The following is a 23,473-nucleotide window of genomic DNA, read 5'->3' as shown; positions in this document are numbered from 1 at the left end:
TTACTTTTCAATGCGCGCCAGCTGGGTTTTATCGGCCTCGCGGGCGCGATCGGCCAGCCCCTGAAACGCTGCGGCGCCATAGTATTGCTCGGGCGCCGGTAGAGCCTGCATATCGTGCCCCGGGTAGATCTGCAGCTCGCCGAGGTCGCGCAAGCGGAACCCCGCCACCTGCGAGGGCATGGTCAGGCGATATGGCGGCATGGTTTCGAAAGGGACCGGCGTCGGCAGCCGGTTTTCCTGCAGGTCGTAATTACGCTTCAGCACCAGAAATTTATCCGGCACCCGTCGGCGACTGTTCCACCAGTCGCCATCTATCCGCTGGAACATCGCTTCCGTCTCCCCTCGCGTGGCCACCATCAGCCGGGTCAGCGCCTTTTTCAGCGCCGCCTCCATGGCCTGGTTATACGCTTCCACTGACCCGCCATGGCCGCTAAGGATGACGTTAATCGCCAGCCTGGCGCCCAGTAAATTGGAATAGAGATCTTCCGGCGAAAACGCGGAGATCTCCTCAGAAAACCCCGGCACCGACTGGAAGCCATACCACTGGGCGATCTCATGCCACTGGGCGATTTCGAAGGCCAGATGCCCGGCGAGCCAGGCCGCCAGCTGATAGCGCTGCCTGACGCCCGGCGGCGGCGTAAAGGCATTCAGCTGAACGCGGCGCACCCCCAGCTCTTCGCTGTAGAATATGCGCCCCGCCTGGCCCAGCGTCGGCGAAATGCGATTGAACAGATAAAAGGTGTAATCCGCCGTGTCGCGCACATGGGCAATATCGATAAACCCGCCGCGACGGGTATAAATAAGCCCGTTTTGCTCCTCGCTCAGTCCCAGCAGATTTTTCACCGCCCCGAGCGCGCTGTCGTTGTAATGGTGCTTGCCCAGAGAATCCAGAGTCAGCACGTTACCAATCTGGTACACCGGGATGGGGATGCCCACCGCCCGCACGTGCAGGTCGTAACCAAAGGCGCAGCATGGCCGCAGCGATTCCGGCGGCGACAGCTCGCCCAGGGTGGGAACCGGATGGATCGCCGTCACCGCGGGCAATACCGGGTCCTGCGCCAGCGCCGGCAGCGCCAGCGCGAATAACAGCCATAAGGCTTTACGCATCAACAGCCTCTCCACAGCAACAAAAGAACGCGCATCTTACCGGCAGACGGCGCCTGCAGGTTTAGTTAAAAGCGGTATTCACCGGAGACAAAGAAGCTATTGCGGTCGTTAAAACCGAATTCAGTCAGCACGTTAAAGTTTTTGGTGACTTCATACTGGGCGCCAATCAGCATATTCCACGGCGAGGTCAGCTTTTGCTTAACGTCGAATTTGCCCTCGCCGTCTTTATTGACCGCGGCAATTAGGGGCTGCAGCTCTGGCGGCATGTGCAGGTCGGCGAGATCGCCCTTAAACTCCTGCTGCACGTCCTGATACATGCTGCCGACCCACAGGCTGAGATGGGACGGCCCGTCGATCCCCTGAAAACTGAAGCGGTAGCCGACGCGCGGCGAGACGGTGACCGCCGAAATGCTGCCGTCGAGGATATCGAAGTCGGTGCGGGTGTAGTTAGTATCCACCAACCCAAACCAGTTGCCGTAGCCGCCGGCGAGCGTAAAGCCGGTCCCCCAGGTGGTGCCTTTAAAATCAAGCGTAAAATCAATATTCTGCAGCTTTCCGCTTTGATAAAGCTGATGAACCGCGCCGGCGATGACCCGGTCCAGACCGCGAAACTGCGACGGATCTGAATCCACTGAGACCTGGGAGACGGACGACCCGCGGGTATGCCCCACCAGTCCGTATACGTTGAGGAACGGAAAGACCCACATATCAAGGCGCAGGTTTTCGGTTTTGCTCTTCTCGCGGGTGTGCCCGGCATCGATGGCGAACATATCGCTGGGAATGGGATGGTTGCCGAGCTTAAGCCCGGAAAAGGTAATACTGTCGACCATGATATCCTGTCGGATATTCATATAGCTCAGGTTGACGCCGTAAGGTAACGGAATGGAATATCCCCTGGCGCGAGCCTCCTCGCCCCAGATCGGAAAATAGCTGTCGCTCTCGTCCGGCTCCGCAGCCGACGTGCCCCAGGCCGCTAACAGCAGCGTTAACACCGCGCCGGATGATCTCATTTTTGTTCTCATGTGTAGTTATAAACCCGAACCGACATTGAAATAGACCGCCTGTTCATGCTCGCTGAACGCCATGTCAATCCCGGTACGTAAACCGTACTGTCGCGCGATCAGGTATCGAAAACCGGCCCCCCATGCCACCTCTGACTCTTCCCATAGCGTATCCGCCGCGTCAGCGGCGCTCCCGGCGCCAACGAATCCCTGCAGGATCCAGCGCGGAGTAACCGCCCAGGCCAGCTGGGTTTGCGCCGTGGCCACGTAGTCGCCCTGATAGCGGTAGCGCGAAATCCCGCGCAACGCGATATAAGGACGCGCCATCGGCATCAGATGCTTATCATGGTGGGTTAAGGACTGATAATTGCCCGCGACCGCCAGGGTCAGCGTCTGGCTGAGCGGAATAAACACCTTTCCGTCCAGCGAAAAAGTGTTGTAGTGATAATCGCCCCCGAGCAGCGAACGGAAAAACCGATATTCACCCTTCAGCGCTAACCCACTCTGAGGATAGAAAATATTATCGGTAGTGTCATATTCCGCCACCACCCCCAGCGCCGAAGAGGTGCTGTTTTGCCCGAGCACCTGCTGCCACACCCGGTTGAGCCGTGGATTATCGGTAGAGACATCCGCCCGGGCATACACCTGGGAGGCCCCGAGGAACACCGGCGTGTCACCCAGGCGAAACAGCAGCTTTTGCAGCGCGGCGACGCCTTTGGTCTGCGTCTGCACCGGTTTAGCATGGCTGAAGTCGCCGGTGTCGCCGGAATAGATATCCAGATTGACGTTAGCGTAGCCGGCGCCCGCCAGGTAACGAATGCGATCATGCTGCCAGGTGTGACGATGACCGCCGCCAATAAACCAGGTGCCATTCTGCGTGGCGGCCCCGCCAAAAGCGGTGAGCGGCGGAGGAATAAACTGCCCGCCCTCCCGGCTACCTTTGCCGTGTAAAAACAGGCCAAACAGTCCGCCACCATAGCCGATGGCCGGCTCGGTTATCGCCAGCGGCACCGGCAGAAAACCGTAACGGTTTTCCGCCAGATACTGACTCATGTCGAGCATGCCATCTTCCGCATCGAAGAGATCGGCGGCATCGCCAGGCGGGCACAACAGGAACAGAAGCGCCAGCGTGGACAGCGGGAATTTCATGCTCACTCCAGGGCGTTGGGGCGCGCACGACACGCGTGGCGAACAGGATTATTACAACGGAATAAGGAAAATATAACGTAACCGGAGAACCCTCACCAACGCGCAGTGGCCTGTTTTTTGGGTATTTTTGGACAAAAAAGAGCTGGCCGTCACAGAAAGCCGCCTTCGCTCCGCCGGACGGCGCGATGATTGTATTCATAAGGTGAATGTCGTATAACATAGCGCTACCGAGGGGTGTCCCGTGAGGGCTGAGATGGCGCAAGCCGAACCCTTTGAACCTGATCTGGGTCATGCCAGCGAAGGGACGGGTCGGCAATTTTGCCAGCATTACCGCCATTGCCTGTTCACACCCCTGCACGCCCGGATCTCCCCTGCACAACTGGAGGTCCTGTGATTGTTCCCGCGTTTAGCCAAGGTCTTTATGGCCGTTTACGCCAGCTGGCCGCCGCTGACTGGCAGCACTATGTGGCGCACCCTTTCGTCCGGCAGCTCGCCGAAGGTACCCTTGCTGAAAGCGCATTTCGTCGCTATCTGACCCAGGATTATCTGTTTCTGATCCATTTCGCCCGCAGCTACGCGCTGCTGGTGAGTAAACTGCGCACGCTGCCAGAGATGCGGGCCGCGGCCGCCTCCATGAACGCCATTCTTAACGAAGTGCCGCTGCACGTCGGCTACTGTGCCCAGTGGGGCATTAGCGAACCGGAGATGGCCGCCCAGCCCGAAGCGCCGGAAACCATCAACTATACCCGCTACGTGCTGGATATCGGCCATTCAGGCGACGCGCTGGATCTGCTGGTCGCTCTAATGCCCTGTGTAGCGGGTTACGCCGAAATCGGTCTGGGCCTGCTGCATCACCCCACCACCCGACTGGACGACAATCCTTACGCCTCATGGATCCGCAACTACGGCGATGAAGGCTATCTGCAGGGCGTCAGCGCCGCGCTGGCGCTGCTGGAGACCGTGTGGCAACAGCGTGGAAGCGAGTCCCGAATCACTGAACTGAGCGACATCTTCACCACCGCCACCCGCCTTGAGGCGCAGTTCTGGCAGATGGGGCTCAACGCCGCGGTGGAGTCCCGGGCGTGACGGCGCCAGGTATCGAGGTCCGCAATCTGAGCCTCCATTTCGGCGACCGCCGCCTGTTCGACAATCTGTCGCTGACGGTCCCCGGCGGCCAGTGGGTGTCGCTGCTCGGCGCCAGCGGGGCCGGAAAAACCAGCCTGCTGCGGGTCATGGCCGGCCTGGCCCCCGCCACCTGCGGGGAAGTGGTCGCCAGCGACGGCAAGCCGATACCCGGCCGCCTGGCGTGGATGGGGCAGAAAGATCTGCTTTATCCCTGGCTGAGCGTTCGGGAGAACGTCGCCCTCGGCGCGCGGCTGCGCGGTGAGAAAGTGGATCACGCCCGGGTCGCCACCCTGCTGGAACAGGTGGAGCTCGCCTCGTGCGCCGACGCCCGGCCGGCGACGCTCTCCGGCGGGATGCGTCAGCGCGCCGCGCTGGCCCGCACCCTGTATGAGGACCGGCCCATCGTGCTCATGGATGAGCCTTTCTCGGCGCTGGACACCCTCACCCGCACGCGCATTCAGACCCTCGCGGCCACTCTGCTGGCGGGGCGGACGGTGGTGCTGATCACCCACGATCCGCTGGAAGCCTGCCGGCTGAGCCACCGTCTGCTGGTCCTCTCGGCCACCGACGGGGAGATCGACGACAGCCATCACCTCACCGGCGCGCCACCGCGCGCGCCGGACGCGCCCGAGCTGTTGAACGCCCAGGCGGCGCTGCTGCAGCAGTTGATGAGGGCCCACTCATGAGCGGACGTCTCTGGCGCGGCGGCATGGTGTTCTGCGGACTGATGCTTCTCTGGGGGCTGGCCAGCCGCAGCGGCATTCCGCACTTTCTTTTACCTTCCCCGGCGGCGGTCGCCGAGGCGCTGTGGGTCAACCGCGCCTATCTCGGCTGGCACACGCTGATTACCTTCAGCGAGATCCTCAGCGGCCTGGCGCTGGGGGTGGCGCTCGGCGTCACGCTGGCGCTGGGCATGATCCTCTCCCCGCGCCTGCAGCGCTGGCTGATGCCGCTGGTGCTCACCAGCCAGGCGATCCCGGTCTTTGCCCTCGCCCCGCTGCTGGTGCTGTGGCTGGGGTTTGGCATGAGCGCCAAAGTGGCGATGGCGGTGCTGGTGATTTTCTTTCCCGTCACTTCCGCCTTCTTTGACGGCTTGCGACGGGTCAACCACGACTATCTCGATCTGGCGCGCAGCATGAACGCCTCCTTTGGCGCTCAGCTACGGCATGTCCGCCTGATGGCCGCCCTGCCGGCGCTGGGCTCGGGCCTGCGCATGGCGGCGGCGGTGGCCCCCATCGGCGCCATTATCGGCGAATGGGTCGGCTCCGCCGAGGGACTGGGCTACGTCATGCTCAATGCCAACGCGCGGCTGCAAACCGATATCTGCTTCGCCGCGCTGTTTATTTTAGTGCTGCTGACCCTCTTCCTGTGGCTGGCGGTAGACACCCTGCTGCACCGGCTGATCGACTGGTCGCCGGAATAATCATGAAGTAATAAAGGAAAACAGATGAAAACGTCGCTTTTCGTCGGGGCAACCCTGACGGCGCTGCTCAGCGGTCACGCGCTGGCCAATGAACCGCTCACCCTGGTGCTGGACTGGTATATTAACCCCGACCATGCGCCGATTATGGTGGCCGAGCAGATCGGCGCCTTTAAGGCCCAGGGTCTGGACGTCAAGATTGTCCCTCCGTCGGATCCGGCGCTGCCGCCCCGTATGGTGGCCGCCCATCAGGCAGACCTGGCCATCACATATCAGCCGCAGGTGCACTTCTTCGCTGACGAAGGATTACCGCTGGTGCGCGTGGGCACCCTGATCAACTCGCCGCTGAATACGGTGATCGCCCTCGATAAGCAGATCAAAACCCCGGCGGATCTGCAAGGCAGGAAGGTGGGTTACTCGGTCAGCGGCATTGAGCAGGCCACCCTGGCGACCATGGCGCAGCATTCGGGGATCGATCCGGCCAGTATCAAGCTGGTCAACGTCAATTTTCAGCTGACCAGCGCTCTGCTGGCAGGCCAGGTGGACGCGGTCATCGGCGGCTACCGTAATATAGAAGCGCAGGAGCTGAAGCTGCAGGGCAAAACGCCGGTAGTGATGAACGTCGAAGATTACGGCGTGCCGGCCTATGACGAGCTGGTGATTGTCGCCCACCGCGACGCGATTCATGAGGCGAAAATCCGTAAATTCCTCACCGCCCTGCAGGCCGGGGTCAGCTACCTGCGCGCCCATCCGCAGGAGAGCTGGGAGGCGTTCGCCGCCGCCCACCCGGAGCTGAAGACCGAGCTTAACCATCAGGCGTGGCTGCAAACCGTGCCGCTGTTCGCCACCGATCCGGCGGCGCTGGATAAAGCGCGCTATGACACTTACGAACAGTTTTTATATAACAATAAGTTGGTGAAAAAAGTTACACCTTTAACAAATTATGCGGTTGAGCTGCATTGACTCTTGCTATCGCTGACGGAAGGCTTTCCGTCAGCGCTTTAACGCAGCGGCAATAAAAATATAGAGACTTTCTCACTAATAATTACACTTTAAAGGGTTATCGTTACCTTGGGTTGTTTTATTATAATTCAGCAGGTTATGTTAATTTTTACCCCGGTAAGAATAGCGTCAAAATAACGCAATCAATAAAACGTTGAATGCGGATTTAAAAAGCCATATATTGTGCGCGCTTTATGAATGCCAATTCAATTCCTTACACCAATTATTCAACCAGCGTTCAACCGCAATGCTGGTTGTGGGAGTGATATGATGACGGATAAAGTCCGTATTGATACTTTACGTGCTGATTTATTAGACGCAAACAACGAAACCTTTTTGGCCCGTCAGGCCGAATTTGAATCGAATGTCAGGAGTTACCCGCGTAAGTTACCGCTGGCTATCACTAAAGCTGAAGGCGTGTGGCTGACGGATGCGGATAACAAACAGTACCTGGACTGCCTCGCCGGCGCCGGTACTCTCGCTCTGGGCCACAACCACCCTGATGTATTGCAGAGCATCCAAAGTGTCATTACCAGCGGCTTGCCGTTACATACTCTCGATCTGACTACCCCGTTAAAAGATCGTTTCTCCGAATACCTGCTCTCTTGCCTGCCGGGCGAAGGGAAAGAGTATTGCCTGCAGTTCACCGGTCCTTCCGGGGCTGACGCCGTGGAAGCGGCGCTGAAGCTGGCGAAAAAATACACCGGCCGTTCCGCGGTGATCAGCTTCTCCGGCGGCTATCACGGGATGACCCATGGCGCGCTGTCCGTCACTGGCAACCTGTCGCCGAAAGCGGCGGTCAACGGCATGATGCCGGAAGTCCAGTTCATGCCTTACCCGCACCTGTATCGTTGCCCGCTGGGCATCGGCGGCGAAGCCGGCGTCAAAGCCCTGACCTACTACTTCGAAAACCTGATCAACGACGTGGAGAGCGGCGTCCGTAAACCGGCGGCGGTTATCCTCGAAGCCGTTCAGGGCGAAGGCGGCGTGAACCCGGCGCCGGTCGAGTGGCTGCAGCGCATCCGCAAAGTGACCGAAGAGCACGGCATTCTGCTGATCGTCGATGAAGTGCAGGCTGGCTTTGCCCGTACCGGTAAATTCTTCGCCTTCGAACACGCCGGTATTCAGCCGGACATCATCGTGATGTCGAAAGCGGTTGGCGGCGGTCTGCCGCTGGCGGTGCTGGGCATTAAAAAGCAGTTCGACGCCTGGGAACCGGGTCACCACACCGGCACCTTCCGCGGCAACCAGCTGGCGATGGCTACCGGCCTGACCACCCTGCGTCATCTGCGCGACAACAAGATTGCCGACAAAGTCGCCGCCCAGGGCGAGTGGCTGAAAGGCAAACTGGCGGAGCTGCAGAAGCGCTACCCGGTAATCGGCCACGTTCGCGGTCTCGGTCTGATGATCGGTATCGAAATCGTCAAGCCGAACGAAGCGCAGGATCACATGGGTTGCTACCCGGCTGACGGCGAACTCTCCGCCCTACTGCAGAAGAAATGCTTTGAAGCGGGCCTGATTCTGGAGCGCGGTGGCCGTCACGGCTGCGTGCTGCGTCTGCTGCCGTCCCTGCTGATCAGCAACGCGGAACTGGATGTGTTCCTCGACAAATTCGAACAGGCCCTGCTGGCCGCCGGCGTAAAACCGGTCTGAGTGGAGTAAGTGACCACCATGTCCACATTGAATCCGATTCTTGCTGGTTCGGCGCAGAGCGTTGAGGCCTATCAGCAGGTTATCGAGCAGACCAGTCAGGCCGTTGTGCAGTGGCTGAAGCAACCTGAGATGTATCAGGGGAAAAGCGTTGACGAACTGCGTGAGCGTATCTCCCTTGAGTTTAACGAACAGGGTTTGGGTAACCAGGCGGCGATTGACCGTGCAATCGAGTATTTCCTGAAAGACAGTCTGTCGGTGCATCACCCGCAGTGCGTGGCGCACCTGCACTGCCCGAGCCTGGTGATTAGCCAGGCGGCGGAAGTGTTGATCAACGCCACCAACCAGAGCATGGACTCCTGGGACCAGAGCCCGTCGGCGACCATCATTGAGATGAAGCTGATCGAGTGGCTGCGCGCCCGGGTCGGCTATCCGGCAGGCGACGCCGGCGTCTTCACCAGCGGCGGCACCCAGAGCAACTTGATGGGGCTGATGTTGGCGCGCGACGCCTTCTTCGCCCGTCAGGGACACTCCATCCAGCAGGATGGGCTGCCGGGGGATATCCGCAAGTACAAAGTACTGTGCTCCGAAAACGCCCACTTCTCGGTGCAGAAGAACATGGCGCTGATGGGGCTCGGCTACCGCTCGGTCACGCTGGTGAAAACCGACGAATTCGCGCGGATGGACGTGGCCGATCTGCAGGCGAAGATTGCGCAAGCGCAGGCTAACGGCGAGCAGATCATGGCGATCGTCGCCACCGCCGGGACCACCGACGCGGGGGCTATCGACCCGCTGCGCGACATCGCCGGTATCGCCGCGGAGCATCAGATCTGGCTGCACGTTGACGCAGCATGGGGCGGCGCGCTGCTGCTGTCTGAGCAGTATCGCGACTATCTTGACGGTCTGGAGCTGGTGGATTCCGTTACCCTGGACTTCCACAAGCAGTTCTTCCAGACCATCAGCTGCGGCGCGTTCCTGCTGAAGGATGCCCGCCATTACGAGCTGATGCGTTATCAGGCGGCCTATCTCAACTCCGAGTTCGATGAAGAACACGGCGTGCCGAACCTGGTGTCCAAATCGCTGCAGACCACCCGCCGCTTCGATGCGCTGAAGCTGTGGATGGGCCTCGAAGCGCTGGGCCAGAAGCAGTATGCGGCGATCATCGATCACGGCGTCACCATGGCGAAAAACGTCGCGGAGTACGTGAAGTCTCAGCCGACGCTGGAGCTGGTGATGCAGCCGCAGCTGGCGAGCGTGCTGTTCCGTTCCCGTCCGGCGCAGATGGCGCAGAGCGACGCGGCGGCAATCGCCCTGCTCAACCAGCGCGTCGGCGACGCCCTGCTGGCTTCCGGCCGCGCTAACGTCGGCGTGACCGAGCACAACGGCGTTACCTGCCTGAAGCTGACCCTGCTGAACCCGGTGGTGACGCTGGATGATGTGAAGGTTCTGCTTAACCTGGTGGAACGCACCGCACAGGAGCTGCTGGCGCAATAATCTGCCTGAGCGAGGCGGCGCCTGTCGCCCCGCTCAGCGGCCAGCCCAGCCAGTACTAAGCCGATAAGTTCTCTTATCGGCTTTTTTTATGCCTGCCTGCGCTACTGACGCGCTTCTCGCCGTAGGTTCGTTGACGCCTGCCCGCCGCGATGCCACAGTATGGTCCCGATAATGGCAATCGCCAGAATCTAACGTCCCGGTAATAAGGATGATAATGGAGAAACGCTTACCCGGCCTCGATCTCGACGCCCTGCGCAGCTTTGTGACCGGCATGGAGTGCGGCAGCTTCGCCCTGGCGGCGCAGCGTCTGGCGCGCTCCACCTCCGCCGTCAGCGCCCAGCTTAAAAAGCTGGAGGGCCAGTGCGGCGCCGCGCTGGTGGTAAAGCAGGGGCGGCACCTGGCGCTGACCGCGGAAGGCGAAAAGTTAATGAGCTACGCCAGACGGCTGCTGGCGCTCAATGATGAAACCCTGCGCGCGCTGCAGGGCGAGCGGCTCACCGGCGAAATTCACCTTGGCATGCAGGAAGATTTTGGCGAATCGCTGATGCCGGGGATCCTTGGGCAGTTTACCCGCCACCATCCGCAGGTGCGGATAGTCGCGAGGGTGGATCGCAATGGCCCGCTGCGCCAGGCGCTGGCGGAGGAGACGCTGGATCTGGCGCTGCTGTGGCAAACCGAAGATCAGGGTCCGGGGCTGGGCCGCTGTCCGCTGGCGTGGATTGCGCATCCTGACTTTGACGTTCGCGCGCTGCTGGCGTCCGGCGAGCCGCTGCCGCTGGTGATGTTCGACAGCCCGTGCCTGATGCGTTCCCGCGCCATTGCCTGTCTCGATGCCGCTGGGATCCCCTGGCAGGTGGTGTTCGTCAGCCACAGCCTGAGCGGCATCTGGGCGGCGGTGCAGGCCGGCCTGGGGCTGACGGTTCGCACCCGCATCGGCATGCCCGGCAATCTGCGCCCCGCCGGCGGACTGCTGCCATCCCCTGGCAGTCTGGCCGTCAGTCTGCAACAAACCCCGCGTCAGGAACCCCATTCCGCCGCGGTCGCGCTGCTCGGCGAACTGATGACCGAGGCCCTGCAGGGGTGGGTTGAAAGGTGACAGTGTCACGATAACTCCCCTAACCCTCTCCCGAAGGGAGAAGGAACCGTTCGGCAGTCACCGGCAAGGGGTATTCTGCGCCGTTCCCGTTTCAGTGCCCGGTGGCAGCTGCGCCTTACCGGGCCTACACGCGGCTCCGTAACCCCGTAGGCCGGGCAAGCGCAGCGCCGCCCGGCAAGGGGCATCTGGCGCCGTTCCCGCTTCAGTGCCCGGTGGCGGCTGCGCCTTACCGGGCCTATACGCGGCTCCGTAACCCCGTAGGCCGGGCAAGCGCAGCGCCGCCCGGCATCAGGTATAAGGCCTGGAGGGATCCATCCGCCAGAGGCCTGCGCCGCGGGTCAGGCTTTGCTCTCCTGCAACAGCTGCTGGATCACCTGCTCCTGGCGGGCATAATCCCCTTCGCCGAAGGCGGTATAGCGAAGCTGCCCGCGAGCGTCAAAAATGTAATGCGCCGGCCAGTATTGATTGCCAAAGGCGTTCCAGATGCTGTACTCATTATCCGCCACCACCGGGTAGGTTATCCGCCACTCCTTCACCGCCTGGCGAAGCAGCGGCAGCGAACGCTCCCAGGGATATTCAGGGGTATGGACGCCAATCACCACCAGCCCGGCCGCGCGGTATTTGTTCGCCCAGTCGCGCACGTAAGGCAGGGTATGCTGGCAGTTGATGCACCCCCGGGTCCAGAAATCCACCAGCACCACTTTGCCCTTCAGACGCTCCGGGGTTAACGCCGGGCTATTGAGCCATGCGCTGCCCCCCACCAGCGAAGGCATGGCGCTGCTGGGCTTGGGCATAGCGATCGGTTGCAGAACCGTTTTCTGCGTCGGCTGCGGCAGACGGGCGGCCAGCCGCTGCTCCAGCGCCTGACTCCACCCTCCCGCGCTTTGCAAATAGCGGTCGCCGCCGCTGGCGATCAGCGCCACCGAGGCCAGCATCGCCACCCCCGCCAGCCGGCGCAGCCGTTCGCCGAACGCCAGCCCGCGACGCAGACGGGCAATCAACGCCGCGCCGCACCACCCGAGCAGGAATAACATCACCGCCCCGCCGCTGCCGTAGGCCAGCAGCAACCCGCCGGTGGTCGCCTGGCCCGGATGCACAAAGCCCAGGCTCAGTATCGCCCCCAGTACCGGCCCGGCGCACGGCGCCCACAGCAGCCCCACCGCCAGCCCGGCCAGCAACGAACCGATCCAGCCGCGCTGGCGTGAGCTGGCGTCGTTAAGCTGATTCCCCAGCACCACCAGCGGTGAGGTCAGCCGCTGTGCGATGCGCTGCGAAAGCAGACTCAGCCCGACAAGGGCGAAGAACGCCAGCGCCAGGCTGCGCCCAACCAGAGTCAGATTGACCACCCAGCCGCTGGCGACCGTCACCAGCCACGAGACAACGCCGAACATCAGCGCCATTCCCGCCAGCATGATCGCCAGCTGCCCCCGGCGGCCCCGGACGCTGGCGAACAGCAGCGGGATCACCGGCAGCGTACAGGGGCTCAGCAGGGTTAACATCCCGCCGAAAAACGCAATTAATATCGACATCGCCTTCTCCTCATTGTGTCGTCGCTGCCGGGAGTGGCAGCCACGACATTACAGCAAGGAGATGTAGGGCGGATGTGTCAGGAAAGCGGGAGAATTGTCGGCTTAGTTTTCCAACTGCGCCGGAGATACAGCAGGATACAATCCCTGCGCGGCGAGACGCACGCTGGCGTCCAGGCCGCCCTGCGGGCGGTTGGACAGGCGCAGCGTGCCGTTCATCTGCCTGACAAGCTGCGCGGCGATCGCCAGTCCCAGACCGGTGCCGCCGGTATCGCGATTGCGCGAGTCCTCCAGGCGAAAAAAGGGCTGCAGCACCGCCTGCAGCGACGCCTCAGGGATCCCCGGCCCCTCATCCAGCACATGGATAGTGATATCCCCGGCGGCGTCGCGGGTCAGGGTTACCGTTACCGTGGCGCCGAATTTCAGCCCGTTATCGATAAGGTTAGTCATCACCCGGCGCAGGGCCTGCGGTGGGATCCACACCACCCCGGCGCTCTCCTCGGGGCAAAACCGCACCGGCCGGCCAACGTCGGCATAATCGCAGGCGATACTGTCGAGAAAGGCGTCAAGGTTCAGCCGCTGGCGCGCCTCCGCCAGCGGCTGCGAGGTGCGGGCGAAGGCGATACCTTCGCGCACCAGGCGGGTCATATTGTCGAGATCCTGCAGCAGTTTGTCGCGCAGTTCCGGCTGGTCGGCCATCTCCACCCGCAGCTTCATCCGGGTGATCGGCGTTTGCAGATCGTGGGAGATGGCGGCGAGGATCCGCGCCCGCTCCTGCAGATGATCGTGGATGCGGGTCTGCATCGCATTAAACGCGCGGGCGGCACGGCGCACCTCCTCCGGCCCCTGCTCGGCCATGGTTCCCGCCGTGTCGCTGGCCGGCTCAAGCGCATTCACCGCATGGGTAAAACGGGTGATGGGCAGCAGTACCTGGCGAACCGCGTACCAGGCGCAGGCCAGCAGGAGGACAAACTGAGCGATCAGCACCACCGGTAGCCAGCGGGCGATGGGCGGTAGCTTTGGCCACAGGTCGAGGGTCAAGGGGGCGCCATCGTGGAGGGTAATATGGGCCTGGATATGCTGACGCGGACCGGGGATCGCCACAATACTCACCGGATATTGCGCGCTCAGCGCCTCCTGCAGGGAGCGCGCCGCGTCCCGGGCGCGCCAGCTGTCCGGGTAGTCGCCGCGTTCGCCGGCGTCCAGCTGATAGCGGTAGTTGCCGCGCGCCAGCTTCGGCAGCCATTGCGGGCGTTCAGCGGGCGGCAGACGGTCGAGGATCGCCACGCTGGTGGCGACATCAGACGCCAGATTGCCCAGCATCACACTGCGGGCGCTGCTCATTCGCTCATAAAACAGCAGCGACAGGGTTAAGGTGTTCGCCAGCAGCAGCGCCAGAAACAGCAGCGCCATCAGCCTCGACTGCAGCGAGACGGGCCAGAACCTCATTCATTCCTCTCGCGGATGGAGACCGGGACCGACAGCACATAGCCTTCGCTACGCACCGTCTTAATATAGGCCGGCTCCCGGGCATCCTCCCGCAGGCGCTGACGCAGTCGGCTCACCAGCAGGTCGATTGACCGTTCGAACAGTTCGGCGTCGCGTCCCTGGGTCAGATTGAGCAGCTGATCGCGGTTCAGCACCCGCTGGGGATGGTCGAGAAACACCCGCAGCAGTCGATACTCCGCCCCGCTGAGGGCGACAATCGCCCCGCTGTCGTCCAGCAGATGGCGGGCGGCGGTATCGAGCAGCCAGTCGCCAAAGGCGATCAGCCTGCCCGCCTCGGTGATCTGCAGGTTGGGCGGCAGCGCCCGGGTGCGGCGTAAAATGGCCTTGATGCGCGCCAGCAGTTCGCGGGCCACAAAGGGTTTAATCAGATAATCGTCAGCCCCCATTTCCAGGCCGAGGATCCGGTCGCTGTCGTCGGTGCGGGCGGTGAGCATCAGCACCGGAATATCCTGCTGCGGGTTAGCGCGCAGCTGGCGGCAGAGCGTTAAGCCATCCTCGCCCGGCATCATGATATCCAGCACAATCAGGTCAATTTGATGATTTTTGAGCACCGACCACATGGCTTTGCCGTTCGCCGCGCCGCTGGCGCGATATCCCGATTTTTCCAGATAGTCGACAATCAGTTCCCGGATGTCGCGGTCGTCATCGACGACCAGGATGTGGTCAACACGCTCCAAAGGCTGCTCCTGCGGCAAAATAAACTCTTCACAAGCATAAGCCGTGTTGCCGGAAGCGCAACGTCGCGCCGCCGGCAAGTCGCGGGTTACAACCGATCGGCGTCCACCACCGCCTGCACAAACGCCGTCGGATCCTCCTGCGGCGGGTTATGGCCTACCGCCCCCGGCAGATCCCGGTGCTCATATTTACCGGTAAATTTGGCCCGGTAGCTGGCCGGAGCCGGATGCGGCGCGCCGTTATTCGCCCCTTCCAGAGTGATGGTGGGCACGGTTATCGGCGGCAGCGCCGCCAGCCGTTGTTCATAGCCGGCATACTTCGCTTCCCCCTTCTCCAGCCCCAGGCGCCAGCGGTAGTTGCTGATGGTGATCGCCACGTGGTCCGGGTTATCCAGCGCCCGGGCGGTTTTGGCAAAGGTCGCGTCGCTGAATGGCCACTGCGGCGACGCCTGATGCCAGATAAATTTCGCAAAGTCGTGGGTGTTCTGCCGGTAACCGGCTTCGCCGCGCGGGGTGGCAAAATAGAACTGATACCACCACGACAGTTCCGCCTGCGGCGGCAGCGGTTTTTCGCCAATCTGCTGACTGCTGATCAGATACCCGCTCACCGAGACCAGGGATTTCACCCGCTGCGGCCACAGCGCGGCGACGATATCCGCCGTGCGCGCCCCCCAGTCAAAGCCGGCCAGATCTGCCTGCCTGATGTTCAGGGCGTCCATCAAATGGACAATATCGGCCGCCATCGCCGACGGCTGACCATTACGCGGCGTTTTCGCCGACAGGAAACGGGTGGCGCCGTAGCCGCGCAGATACGGCACAATCACCCGGTAACCCTTCTGCGCTAAAGCCGGCGCCACCTGGGCATAGCTCTGAATATCGTAGGGCCAGCCGTGCAGCAGAATCACCGGCTGGCCGTCCCGCGGACCGATATCCACGTAGCCAATATTCAGATCGCCAGCGTGAATCTGGTGGATTTTGTCGAACGCCCCCGCGTCTTCAGCGGCGCAAACGGCGGCGGACCACAGGGTGGATAACCCCAGCGCCGCGGCGCTGGCATACCGGATCAGGGATAATCTGTTCATCGCTTTCTCACCTTTTATCTTCATCAAGAGAGTACGTGACCAGTTAAGCGGAAATTTGTATCCGCCATGTGCCCGACCGGGGCCATTTTTATCTCTTAATGTCAGGAACCCGCCGCGGGATACAGTGTGATACACCGTTCACGTTGGCAATTGTTGCGGGCTTGTGAATTTCTGCTTGCCCCCGGGCATAAATCCGCTACCGTGTCAGCCATTTTTACCACCTGATAACCCAGGAGCCCGCTATGGCGATTTTTGATGGTCACAATGACCTGCTGCTGAATCTCTGGCTTCACCATCGCGAGGATCCGGTGACCGCCTTCTTTGCCGGGATAGAGAACGGCCACCTCGATTATCCGCGTATTCTCCAGGGCGGTCTGGCCGGCGGCCTGTTCGCCCTCTTTGTGCCGCCGCAGGAGTACATCGCCCGTATGGCGCCGCAGTACGCCAGCCAGGCGTGGGATCCCTTAACGATCCTCTGGCAGCAGCTGGCTATTCTCAAGGCGATTTGCGCCCATGACGCCAGCCGCGCGCGGCTGTGCCTGAGCGCGGCGGATATCGAACGCTGTCGTCAGGATAAGGCGCTGGCGATGGTGGCGCACATCGAAGGCGCCGGCGGGTTCGACGCCCAAGGCGACGATCTGCAGGCCTTTTATCGCGCCGGGGTGCGCAGCATCGGTCTGTTCTGGAATATCGCTAATCGCTTCGGCTGCGGGGTCACCGGCGCCTTTCCCGGCAGCCCGGACAGCGGGCCGGGTCTTACCGGCGAGGGCATCGCGCTCATCGCCCAGGCCAACGCCCTGAAGATGCAGATCGATGTTTCGCACATGAATGAACAGGCTTTTTGGGATACCGCCCACCATTCCCCCGCCCCGCTGGTGGCCACCCACTCCAATGCCCACGCCCTGTGCCCGCAGCCGCGCAACCTGACCGATCGGCAACTGCGGGCGATCCGCGACAGCGGCGGCGTAGTGGGCGTCAATTTCGGCAACGCCTTCCTGCGCGCCGACGGACGGCGCGATAGCGACACGCCCATCGCCACCATCGTCCGGCATATCGACTATCTTATTAACATAATGGGTGAGGATCATGTGGCCCTCGGTTCGGATTTTGACGGCGTCACCCTGCCGGACGCGCTGGGGGATGTGGCCGGCTTACCGCTGCTAATCAATGCTTTGCGTGACAGCGGCTATGATCAATTGGTGCTGGATAAGCTGCTGTGGCGTAACTGGCTGCGGGTATTAAAACATGTTTGGCAACAATAGGTTATATTGTAAACATAAAGTTAAATCCTTACAGATTCCGGGTTGATCTCTCACCCGGTGAAGCGCAATATGCGGCGGCCGTCACAGATCCTGCATTATCCGTGAGGCCTGTCGTTATTTTTAAGAGGAACAAAACATGTGGAAGAAACCTGCTTTTATCGATTTACGTCTCGGTCTGGAAGTGACGCTGTACATTTCTAACCGCTAATCGCCCCGCCCGCCGTTCGCGCGGGCATCTTTTTACATTACCCGGTCCGTCTTCATGTTCATTAAAGTCCTCGGTTCCGCCGCCGGTGGCGGTTTCCCGCAATGGAACTGCAACTGCGCCAACTGCCAGGGTCTGCGCGACGGCACGATCCAGGCCAGCGCCCGCACCCAGTCGTCGATCATCGTCAGCGATAACGGTCAGGAGTGGGTGCTGTGCAACGCCTCGCCGGATATCAGTCAGCAGATTGCCCACACGCCCGAGTTAAATAAAGCCGGCGTGCTGCGCGGAACGCATATCGGCGGCATTATTCTCACCGACAGCCAGATCGACCACACCACCGGGTTACTGAGCCTGCGCGAAGGCTGCCCGCACCAGGTGTGGTGCACCCCGGAGGTCCATGAGGATCTCTCCACCGGTTTCCCGGTGTTTACCATGCTGCGACACTGGAACGGCGGCCTGGTGCATCACCCCATCGCGCCGCAGCAGCCTTTTACCGTTGACGCCTGTCCGGATTTGCAGTTTACCGCGGTGCCTATCGCCAGCAACGCGCCGCCCTATTCGCCGTATCGCGACCGGCCGCTGCCGGGCCATAACGTGGCGCTGTTTATCGAAAACCGCCGCAACGGGCAGGCGCTGTTCTACGCACCGGGGCTCGGTGAACCGGATAAGACCATTCTGCCATGGCTGCAAAAAGCGGATTGTCTGCTGATCGATGGCACCGTCTGGCAGGATGACGAACTGCAGGCCGCCGGCGTTGGGCGCAATACCGGCCGCGATATGGGCCACCTGGCGCTCGGTGATGAGCACGGGATGATGGCCCTGCTGGCCTCCCTGCCGGCAAAACGTAAAATTCTTATTCATATCAATAACACCAACCCGATCCTTAACGAGCGGTCTCCCCAGCGCCAGGTGCTGACGCAACAGGGGATTGAAGTGAGCTGGGACGGGATGGCTATCACCCTTCAGGATACCGCATGCTGATCACCGACACGCTGTCGCCGCAGGCCTTTGAAGAGGCCCTGCGGGCCAAAGGCGCCTTCTACCATATTCACCACCCTTACCACATTGCCATGCATAACGGCGACGCGACCCGCGAGCAAATTCAGGGCTGGGTGGCGAACCGGTTCTACTACCAGACCACCATTCCGCTGAAAGACGCGGCGATCATGGCCAACTGCCCGGACGCGCAGACCCGGCGCAAATGGGTACAGCGGATCCTCGACCATGATGGCAGCCATGGCGAGGACGGCGGGATTGAAGCCTGGCTGCGGCTGGGAGAAGCGGTCGGTCTGAGCCGCGACGATCTGCTCAGCGAGCGCCACGTCTTGCCCGGCGTGCGCTTCGCGGTGGATGCCTATCTTAACTTCGCCCGTCGCGCCTGCTGGCAGGAGGCGGCCTGCAGCTCTCTGACCGAGCTGTTCGCCCCGCAGATCCATCAGTCGCGCCTCGACAGCTGGCCGCAGCACTACCCGTGGATCAAAGAGGAAGGCTATTTTTACTTCCGCAGCCGTCTGAGCCAGGCCAACCGCGACGTGGAGCATGGCCTGGCGCTGGCGAAGGCCTACTGCGACAGCGCTGAAAAACAGAACCGGATGCTGGAGATCCTGCAGTTTAAGCTCGACATTTTATGGTCGATGCTTGACGCCATGACCATGGCCTATGCCCTGCAGCGCCCGCCCTATCATACGGTCACCGACAAGGCGGCCTGGCACACGACCCGACTGGTGTAACCATGCAAAAAACCTCCATCGTCGCCTTTCGCCGCGGCTACCGTCTGCAGTGGGAAGCTGCCCAGGAGAGCCATGTGATCCTCTATCCGGAGGGAATGGCCAAACTCAATGAGACCGCCGCGGCGATCCTCGAGCTGGTGGACGGCCGGCGCGACGTCGCGGCAATTATCGCCGTGCTCAACGAACGCTTTCCGGAAGCCGGAGGCGTCGATGACGACGTCATCGAGTTCCTGCAGATAGCCTGTCAACAGAAGTGGATCACCTGCCGTGAGCCAGAGTAAACCCGCCGTCAATCCGCCGCTGTGGCTGCTGGCGGAGCTAACCTACCGCTGCCCGCTGCAGTGCCCCTACTGTTCGAATCCGCTGGACTTCGCCCAGCAGGACAAGGAGCTGACCACCGAACAATGGATCGAGGTCTTTCGCCAGGCGCGGGCGATGGGCAGCGTACAGCTGGGCTTTTCCGGCGGCGAGCCGCTGACCCGTAAAGATCTGCCAGAGCTGATCCGCGCCGCGCGCGACCTCGGATTCTATACCAACCTGATCACCTCCGGCATAGGGCTGACGGAGAGCAAACTCGACGCCTTCAGCGAGGCCGGGCTGGACCATATCCAGATTAGCTTCCAGGCCAGCGATGAGGTGCTCAACGCTGCGCTGGCCGGTAACAAAAAAGCCTTCCAGCAGAAGCTGGCGATGGCCAGGGCGGTAAAAGCGCGCGACTACCCGATGGTGCTCAACTTCGTTCTTCACCGGCACAACATCGATCAGCTGGATAAAATTATCGCGCTGTGCATTGAGCTGGAAGCGGATGACGTTGAGCTGGCCACCTGTCAGTTCTACGGTTGGGCGTTCCTCAATCGCGAGGGGCTGCTGCCGACCCGGGAACAGATCGCCCGCGCCGAGCAAGTGGTCGCCGACTACCGGCAGAAAATGGCCGCCAGCGGCAATCTCACCAACCTGCTGTTTGTCACCCCGGACTATTACGAAGAGCGGCCGAAAGGCTGCATGGGCGGCTGGGGATCGATTTTCCTCAGCGTTACCCCGGAAGGCACCGCCCAACCGTGCCACAGCGCGCGTCAGCTGCCGGTGGCGTTTCCGTCGGTGCTGGAGCAGAGCCTGGAGTCGATCTGGTATGACTCGTTCGGCTTCAATCGCTACCGCGGGTATGACTGGATGCCGGAGCCGTGCCGCTCCTGTGATGAAAAAGAGAAAGACTTCGGCGGCTGCCGCTGCCAGGCCTTTATGCTGACCGGCAGCGCCGATAACGCCGACCCGGTGTGCAGCAAATCGCCGCATCATCACAAAATCCTCGACGCCCGGCGCGAAGCGGCCTGCAGCGACATAAAAGTCAGCCAGCTGCAGTTCCGCAACCGTACCCGCTCGCAGCTGATCTACAAAACCCGGGACCTGTAATGACGCTGGCGACCCGCACCGTCACGTTGCCGGGCGGCCTGCAGGCCACTCTGGTCCATCAGCCGCAGGCCGATCGCGCCGCGGCCCTGGCGCGGGTCGCCGCCGGCAGCCACCACGAACCATCGCGCTTTCCCGGTCTGGCGCACCTGCTGGAGCATCTGCTGTTTTACGGCGGCGAGCGCTACCGGGATGATGACCGGCTGATGGGCTGGGTGCAGCGCCAGGGCGGAAGCGTGAATGCCACCACCCTGGCCCGCCACAGCGCGTTCTTTTTCGAGGTCGCCGCCGGGGATCTGGCTGACGGTGTCGCGCGTCTACAGGAGATGCTGCAGGCGCCGCGGCTGCTCAGGGAAGATATTCAGCGCGAAGTGGCGGTGATTGACGCCGAGTACCGCCTGATCCAGCAGCATGAGCCGTCGCGCCGGGAAGCCGCCGTGCGCCACGCCGCCAGCGCGCCCGCGGCCTTTCGCCGCTTTCAGGTAGGCAGCGCCGACGCGCTGGCGGGCGATCTCCCTGCACTGCAGGCGGCGTTACGTGATTTTCACCGCACCCATTACGTCGCCCGGCGGATGCAGCTCTGGCTGCAAGGGCCGCAGTCGCTGGAGGCGCTCGGCGAGCTGGCGGCCCGTTTCGCCACCGGGCTTGACGCAGGCGAGGCTCCGCCGCCGGCGCCGCCGCTGCGCCTGGGCGAATCCACTGCACTGCAGCTGGCGGTCTCCAGCCAGCCCGCGCTGTGGCGCTGCCCGCTGATCGCCTTAAGTGACAACGTCACGTTATTGCGCGAGTTTTTGCTTGATGAAGCCCCTGGCAGCCTGATGGCCGGGCTGCGCCAGCGTGGCCAGGCGCAAGAGGTGGCGCTGAGCTGGCTGTATCAGGATCGGCACGTCGGCTGGCTGGCGCTGGTCTTCGCCAGCGACCGGCCGGAACAGGTCGACCAGCAGATAACCCACTGGCTGCAGGTGCTACGGCAGACGACGCCAGACCAGCAGCAACACTACTATCAGCTGTCCTGGCGCCGTTTTCAAACGCTGTCGCCCCTCGATCAGCTGCGCCAGCGGGCATTCGGCTTTGCCCCCGGCGGGCCGCCCGTCGGGTTCGCCGATTTTTGCGCCGCCCTGCAGGCCGCCCCCACGGTCAGCCTGGCCTGCCAGACCATTTCCCCAGGGGAGCCTGTTGCCACCCAGGGCTTTAGCCTGCCGCTTAGCCGGTGGTGGCGCCGCCCGGTCTCTGACCCGGCGCTGGAATTCGCTTTTTATCCGCAAGCCGCTGGCGGCCTCGCCGCGGAAAACCCGGAGAAAGCTGCGCCGCTGCTCCACCTCCCGTCACCGGGCGAGCCGCCGAGGCTCCTGCTCCGACCGCCCTTCTACTGCTCGTCCGATCTGGCCGAAGGGCTGGCGCGCGGGGAACAGCTGCGCCCACTGCTCGCCGCGCTCCGCCACGCCGGGGGCCGCGGCGAGTGGCATCGCGTCGACGGCAGCTGGCAGTTGCTCCTGCAGTGGCCAGCGTCCGGCCAACGGCCGGCGGCGATTCTGCAGGCCATTGTGCGGCAGCTCGCACTCCCGGTCGCCCCGCTGGCCCCGCCGCCGGAGAGTATTGCTATCCGTCATCTCATGGCTTTGCTCCCCGATCGGTTGGGCGCATCAGAGCTTCAGGAAGGTTGGCTGGCGGCCCTGACCGGCGGCAGCGCAGAGGATGCGCAGTGGATCGCGCGCCAGCTGAGCCTGCTTAGCGCCCGGGTTAACCCGCCGGGCAACCTCCCCGTCCCCTGCCGCCGCGGCGTCGAACGGCTGACTTTCCCCGGGGGCGATACAGCGCTGCTGGTCTTTATTCCGCTGCCGGAAGGCGCCTCGCTGGCGGCCCTGCGGGTGCTGGCGCAGCGCTGTGAGCCACTCTTTTTCCAGCGCCTGCGGGTGGAGCAGCAGATCGGCTATGTGGTGAGCTGCCGCTATCAGCGCGTCGCCGATCGCGACGGGCTGCTGATGGCGCTCCAGTCCCCGGATCGCCGCGCCGTGGCGCTGCTGCGCTGTTGCAACACCTTTTTGCGCCAGCTGCCGCCGCTGGATGAAGCGACCTTCAGGCCGCTACAGCAGCGCCTGGCCGCACAGGTTCGCACCCGGACGCCGCCCGAGGCGCAAGCGCTGGCCGTCCTGCGTCAGAAGTATGGTTTAGCGGAGCTGACGCCGCAGGCGGCTGACGCGCTGCGCGTTGAAGAGGTCGACGACCTGGCCTACGAGATGTCCCGCCGTCGTCGCCGCTGGCGGGTACTGTTCACTGCCGGGGATTAATGGCCGGGGGCATCAGGGGGCAGATAGGCACTGACGAAGCGCGAGAGGATCGCCGCGGCCTGCGGGCTCTCCTGCACTTCATCGTGTAATCGTTTCGCGTCGATGCCCTCCGCCTGCAGCACCGCCTCCCGGTAGCGGATCAGCGAGCGGGCAATCGGCGCGGTGAATTCCGGGTGAAACTGCGTGGAGACCGCGTGCGGCCCGTAGCGCACGATCTGGTGGGGATCGTGGGAGGATGCGGCCAGCACCGTGGCCACCTCCGGCAGACGGGTCACGGTTTGCAAATGGCTCAGATGCGCGGGAAAAGCGGCCGGCAGGCCCCGCAGCAGCGGGTCGTCGACACCCCACGGCGATAGCGAAACGGTCTGGCTGCCGCTTTCCCGTCCGGCGGGATGATACGCCACCTCGCCGCCCAGGGCATGAGCCATCAGCTGATGGCCATAGCAAACGCCGAACAGCGGCATGCCGATAGCCACCGCCTGACGGATCCAGTCGGCGGTCCGTTCGCTCCATGCCAGACGGTCGGTCACCATCGCCCAGGAGCCGGTCAGCACCGCCACCGTCTGGCGATCCGGCGCCGGCAGCGGCTCGTCCTCAAACACCCGTACCGCGGTGAGCTGCGCCTGCCACGGCGCCAGCAGCGTGCGGAACCAGCGCGGCAGATCGCCATGCTCCTCACGGATGGCTGCCGGCGGCGTCCCGGTCTGAACCAGCAATAATCGGTTACGTGTCACCCTTCCTCC

General features: G+C 62.6%; 22 protein-coding genes and 1 riboswitch. Of the genes, 14 read left to right on the top strand and 8 right to left on the bottom strand.

Annotated elements, in window-relative coordinates; all coding sequences use genetic code 11:
- The 3 genes from GT756_RS10355 to GT756_RS10345 all read right to left on the bottom strand — a co-directional run bounded on the left by GT756_RS10355 (position 1) and on the right by GT756_RS10345 (position 3,257).
- Complete coding sequence (locus tag GT756_RS10355) at positions 1 to 1,107, bottom strand: DUF4056 domain-containing protein (protein WP_004202562.1); 1,107 nt, start codon at positions 1,105 to 1,107, stop codon at positions 1 to 3.
- Positions 1,108 to 1,172: 65 nt separating this feature from the next.
- Entirely contained in the window at positions 1,173 to 2,117 is a 945-nt protein-coding gene (locus GT756_RS10350; protein ID WP_004202566.1) for a lipoprotein, read from the bottom strand.
- Between the two features lie 18 nt (positions 2,118 to 2,135).
- Positions 2,136 to 3,257 carry a BamA/TamA family outer membrane protein gene (locus GT756_RS10345; RefSeq protein WP_094311947.1) on the bottom strand — a complete coding sequence of 374 codons (1,122 nt, stop codon included), beginning with the start codon at positions 3,255 to 3,257 and terminating at the stop codon, positions 2,136 to 2,138.
- 220 nt (positions 3,258 to 3,477) lie between these two features.
- Positions 3,478 to 3,579, top strand: a riboswitch (TPP riboswitch).
- A gap of 68 nt (positions 3,580 to 3,647) precedes the next feature.
- Here GT756_RS10345 and tenA point away from each other — a divergent pair.
- The 7 genes from tenA to GT756_RS10310 all read left to right on the top strand — a co-directional run bounded on the left by tenA (position 3,648) and on the right by GT756_RS10310 (position 11,044).
- Positions 3,648 to 4,343, top strand: coding sequence for a thiaminase II (tenA, locus tag GT756_RS10340; protein WP_023318323.1), 696 nt, complete (start codon positions 3,648 to 3,650; stop codon positions 4,341 to 4,343).
- Positions 4,340 to 5,068, top strand: coding sequence for an ABC transporter ATP-binding protein (locus GT756_RS10335; protein WP_004202571.1), 729 nt, complete (start codon positions 4,340 to 4,342; stop codon positions 5,066 to 5,068). The genes tenA and GT756_RS10335 overlap by 4 nt, the downstream gene beginning before the upstream one ends.
- Positions 5,065 to 5,805, top strand: coding sequence for an ABC transporter permease (locus GT756_RS10330; RefSeq protein ID WP_160124750.1), 741 nt, complete (start codon positions 5,065 to 5,067; stop codon positions 5,803 to 5,805). The genes GT756_RS10335 and GT756_RS10330 overlap by 4 nt, the downstream gene beginning before the upstream one ends.
- Positions 5,806 to 5,829: 24 nt before the next feature.
- Positions 5,830 to 6,765, top strand: coding sequence for an ABC transporter substrate-binding protein (locus GT756_RS10325; RefSeq protein WP_160124749.1), 936 nt, complete (start codon positions 5,830 to 5,832; stop codon positions 6,763 to 6,765).
- A 306-nt stretch (positions 6,766 to 7,071) separates the two neighbouring features.
- Positions 7,072 to 8,457 (top strand): diaminobutyrate--2-oxoglutarate transaminase, encoded by a 1,386-nt coding sequence (locus GT756_RS10320; protein ID WP_004202575.1) that lies wholly within the window; start codon positions 7,072 to 7,074, stop codon positions 8,455 to 8,457.
- A gap of 9 nt (positions 8,458 to 8,466) precedes the next feature.
- Positions 8,467 to 9,948, top strand: a complete 1,482-nt coding sequence (locus GT756_RS10315) for an aspartate aminotransferase family protein (protein WP_074194072.1) — start codon at positions 8,467 to 8,469, stop codon at positions 9,946 to 9,948.
- Positions 9,949 to 10,150: 202 nt separating this feature from the next.
- On the top strand, positions 10,151 to 11,044 hold the full coding sequence (locus tag GT756_RS10310; protein WP_049003882.1) for a LysR substrate-binding domain-containing protein: 894 nt from the start codon (positions 10,151 to 10,153) through the stop codon (positions 11,042 to 11,044).
- A gap of 338 nt (positions 11,045 to 11,382) precedes the next feature.
- Here GT756_RS10310 and GT756_RS10305 read toward each other — a convergent pair whose 3' ends face one another.
- From GT756_RS10305 to GT756_RS10290, 4 genes are all read right to left on the bottom strand, one after another.
- A complete protein-coding gene (locus GT756_RS10305; protein ID WP_064177791.1) occupies positions 11,383 to 12,573 on the bottom strand; it encodes a cytochrome c biogenesis protein/redoxin in 1,191 nt (396 codons plus the stop codon).
- A gap of 102 nt (positions 12,574 to 12,675) precedes the next feature.
- Positions 12,676 to 14,019, bottom strand: a complete 1,344-nt coding sequence (locus GT756_RS10300) for a HAMP domain-containing sensor histidine kinase (RefSeq protein ID WP_064177790.1) — start codon at positions 14,017 to 14,019, stop codon at positions 12,676 to 12,678.
- Positions 14,016 to 14,756, bottom strand: coding sequence for a response regulator (locus GT756_RS10295; protein WP_064177789.1), 741 nt, complete (start codon positions 14,754 to 14,756; stop codon positions 14,016 to 14,018). The genes GT756_RS10300 and GT756_RS10295 overlap by 4 nt, the downstream gene beginning before the upstream one ends.
- Before the next feature lie 86 nt (positions 14,757 to 14,842).
- Complete coding sequence (locus GT756_RS10290; RefSeq protein WP_064177788.1) at positions 14,843 to 15,835, bottom strand: alpha/beta fold hydrolase; 993 nt, start codon at positions 15,833 to 15,835, stop codon at positions 14,843 to 14,845.
- A 242-nt stretch (positions 15,836 to 16,077) separates the two neighbouring features.
- Here GT756_RS10290 and GT756_RS10285 point away from each other — a divergent pair, with 242 nt between their 5' ends.
- The 7 genes from GT756_RS10285 to pqqF all read left to right on the top strand — a co-directional run bounded on the left by GT756_RS10285 (position 16,078) and on the right by pqqF (position 22,730).
- Complete coding sequence (locus GT756_RS10285; RefSeq protein ID WP_064177787.1) at positions 16,078 to 17,097, top strand: dipeptidase; 1,020 nt, start codon at positions 16,078 to 16,080, stop codon at positions 17,095 to 17,097.
- 136 nt (positions 17,098 to 17,233) lie between these two features.
- Positions 17,234 to 17,305, top strand: a complete 72-nt coding sequence (gene pqqA / locus GT756_RS10280; protein WP_002905689.1) for a pyrroloquinoline quinone precursor peptide PqqA — start codon at positions 17,234 to 17,236, stop codon at positions 17,303 to 17,305.
- Between the two features lie 54 nt (positions 17,306 to 17,359).
- Positions 17,360 to 18,286, top strand: coding sequence for a pyrroloquinoline quinone biosynthesis protein PqqB (pqqB, locus tag GT756_RS10275; protein ID WP_064177786.1), 927 nt, complete (start codon positions 17,360 to 17,362; stop codon positions 18,284 to 18,286).
- The gene (gene pqqC / locus GT756_RS10270) at positions 18,280 to 19,035 is read left to right on the top strand and encodes a pyrroloquinoline-quinone synthase PqqC (RefSeq protein ID WP_004143685.1); all 756 of its coding nucleotides are present in this window, start codon (positions 18,280 to 18,282) and stop codon (positions 19,033 to 19,035) included. The genes pqqB and pqqC overlap by 7 nt, the downstream gene beginning before the upstream one ends.
- Before the next feature lie 2 nt (positions 19,036 to 19,037).
- Positions 19,038 to 19,316 carry a pyrroloquinoline quinone biosynthesis peptide chaperone PqqD gene (gene pqqD / locus GT756_RS10265; protein ID WP_004202592.1) on the top strand — a complete coding sequence of 93 codons (279 nt, stop codon included), beginning with the start codon at positions 19,038 to 19,040 and terminating at the stop codon, positions 19,314 to 19,316.
- On the top strand, positions 19,303 to 20,445 hold the full coding sequence (gene pqqE / locus GT756_RS10260) for a pyrroloquinoline quinone biosynthesis protein PqqE (protein ID WP_160124748.1): 1,143 nt from the start codon (positions 19,303 to 19,305) through the stop codon (positions 20,443 to 20,445). The genes pqqD and pqqE overlap by 14 nt, the downstream gene beginning before the upstream one ends.
- A complete protein-coding gene (gene pqqF / locus GT756_RS10255; protein WP_064177785.1) occupies positions 20,445 to 22,730 on the top strand; it encodes a pyrroloquinoline quinone biosynthesis protein PqqF in 2,286 nt (761 codons plus the stop codon). The genes pqqE and pqqF overlap by 1 nt, the downstream gene beginning before the upstream one ends.
- Here pqqF and GT756_RS10250 read toward each other — a convergent pair.
- Positions 22,727 to 23,464 carry a glutamine amidotransferase gene (locus tag GT756_RS10250; protein ID WP_048324318.1) on the bottom strand — a complete coding sequence of 246 codons (738 nt, stop codon included), beginning with the start codon at positions 23,462 to 23,464 and terminating at the stop codon, positions 22,727 to 22,729. The genes pqqF and GT756_RS10250 overlap by 4 nt on opposite strands.
- Between the last annotated feature and the right edge of the window lie 9 nt (positions 23,465 to 23,473).

Origin of the sequence: Klebsiella sp. Q2 (assembly GCF_009900705.1) — a bacterium.
Classification (GTDB): Bacteria; Pseudomonadota; Gammaproteobacteria; order Enterobacterales; family Enterobacteriaceae; genus Klebsiella; species Klebsiella quasipneumoniae.
Note: the sequence above shows the minus strand (reverse complement) of the source record. Positions and strands in the feature narration are given on the sequence as shown.

Coding starts and splice junctions, on each gene's coding strand:
- GT756_RS10355 (WP_004202562.1), bottom strand. CDS start 1,107: ATGCGTAAAGCCTTATGGCTGTTATTCGCGCTGGCGCTGCCGGCGCTG.
- GT756_RS10350 (WP_004202566.1), bottom strand. CDS start 2,117: ATGAGATCATCCGGCGCGGTGTTAACGCTGCTGTTAGCGGCCTGGGGC.
- GT756_RS10345 (WP_094311947.1), bottom strand. CDS start 3,257: ATGAAATTCCCGCTGTCCACGCTGGCGCTTCTGTTCCTGTTGTGCCCG.
- GT756_RS10330 (WP_160124750.1), top strand. CDS start 5,065: ATGAGCGGACGTCTCTGGCGCGGCGGCATGGTGTTCTGCGGACTGATG.
- GT756_RS10325 (WP_160124749.1), top strand. CDS start 5,830: ATGAAAACGTCGCTTTTCGTCGGGGCAACCCTGACGGCGCTGCTCAGC.
- GT756_RS10320 (WP_004202575.1), top strand. CDS start 7,072: ATGATGACGGATAAAGTCCGTATTGATACTTTACGTGCTGATTTATTA.
- GT756_RS10305 (WP_064177791.1), bottom strand. CDS start 12,573: ATGTCGATATTAATTGCGTTTTTCGGCGGGATGTTAACCCTGCTGAGC.
- GT756_RS10300 (WP_064177790.1), bottom strand. CDS start 14,019: ATGAGGTTCTGGCCCGTCTCGCTGCAGTCGAGGCTGATGGCGCTGCTG.
- GT756_RS10290 (WP_064177788.1), bottom strand. CDS start 15,835: ATGAACAGATTATCCCTGATCCGGTATGCCAGCGCCGCGGCGCTGGGG.
- GT756_RS10285 (WP_064177787.1), top strand. CDS start 16,078: ATGGCGATTTTTGATGGTCACAATGACCTGCTGCTGAATCTCTGGCTT.
- pqqB (WP_064177786.1), top strand. CDS start 17,360: ATGTTCATTAAAGTCCTCGGTTCCGCCGCCGGTGGCGGTTTCCCGCAA.
- pqqC (WP_004143685.1), top strand. CDS start 18,280: ATGCTGATCACCGACACGCTGTCGCCGCAGGCCTTTGAAGAGGCCCTG.
- pqqD (WP_004202592.1), top strand. CDS start 19,038: ATGCAAAAAACCTCCATCGTCGCCTTTCGCCGCGGCTACCGTCTGCAG.
- pqqF (WP_064177785.1), top strand. CDS start 20,445: ATGACGCTGGCGACCCGCACCGTCACGTTGCCGGGCGGCCTGCAGGCC.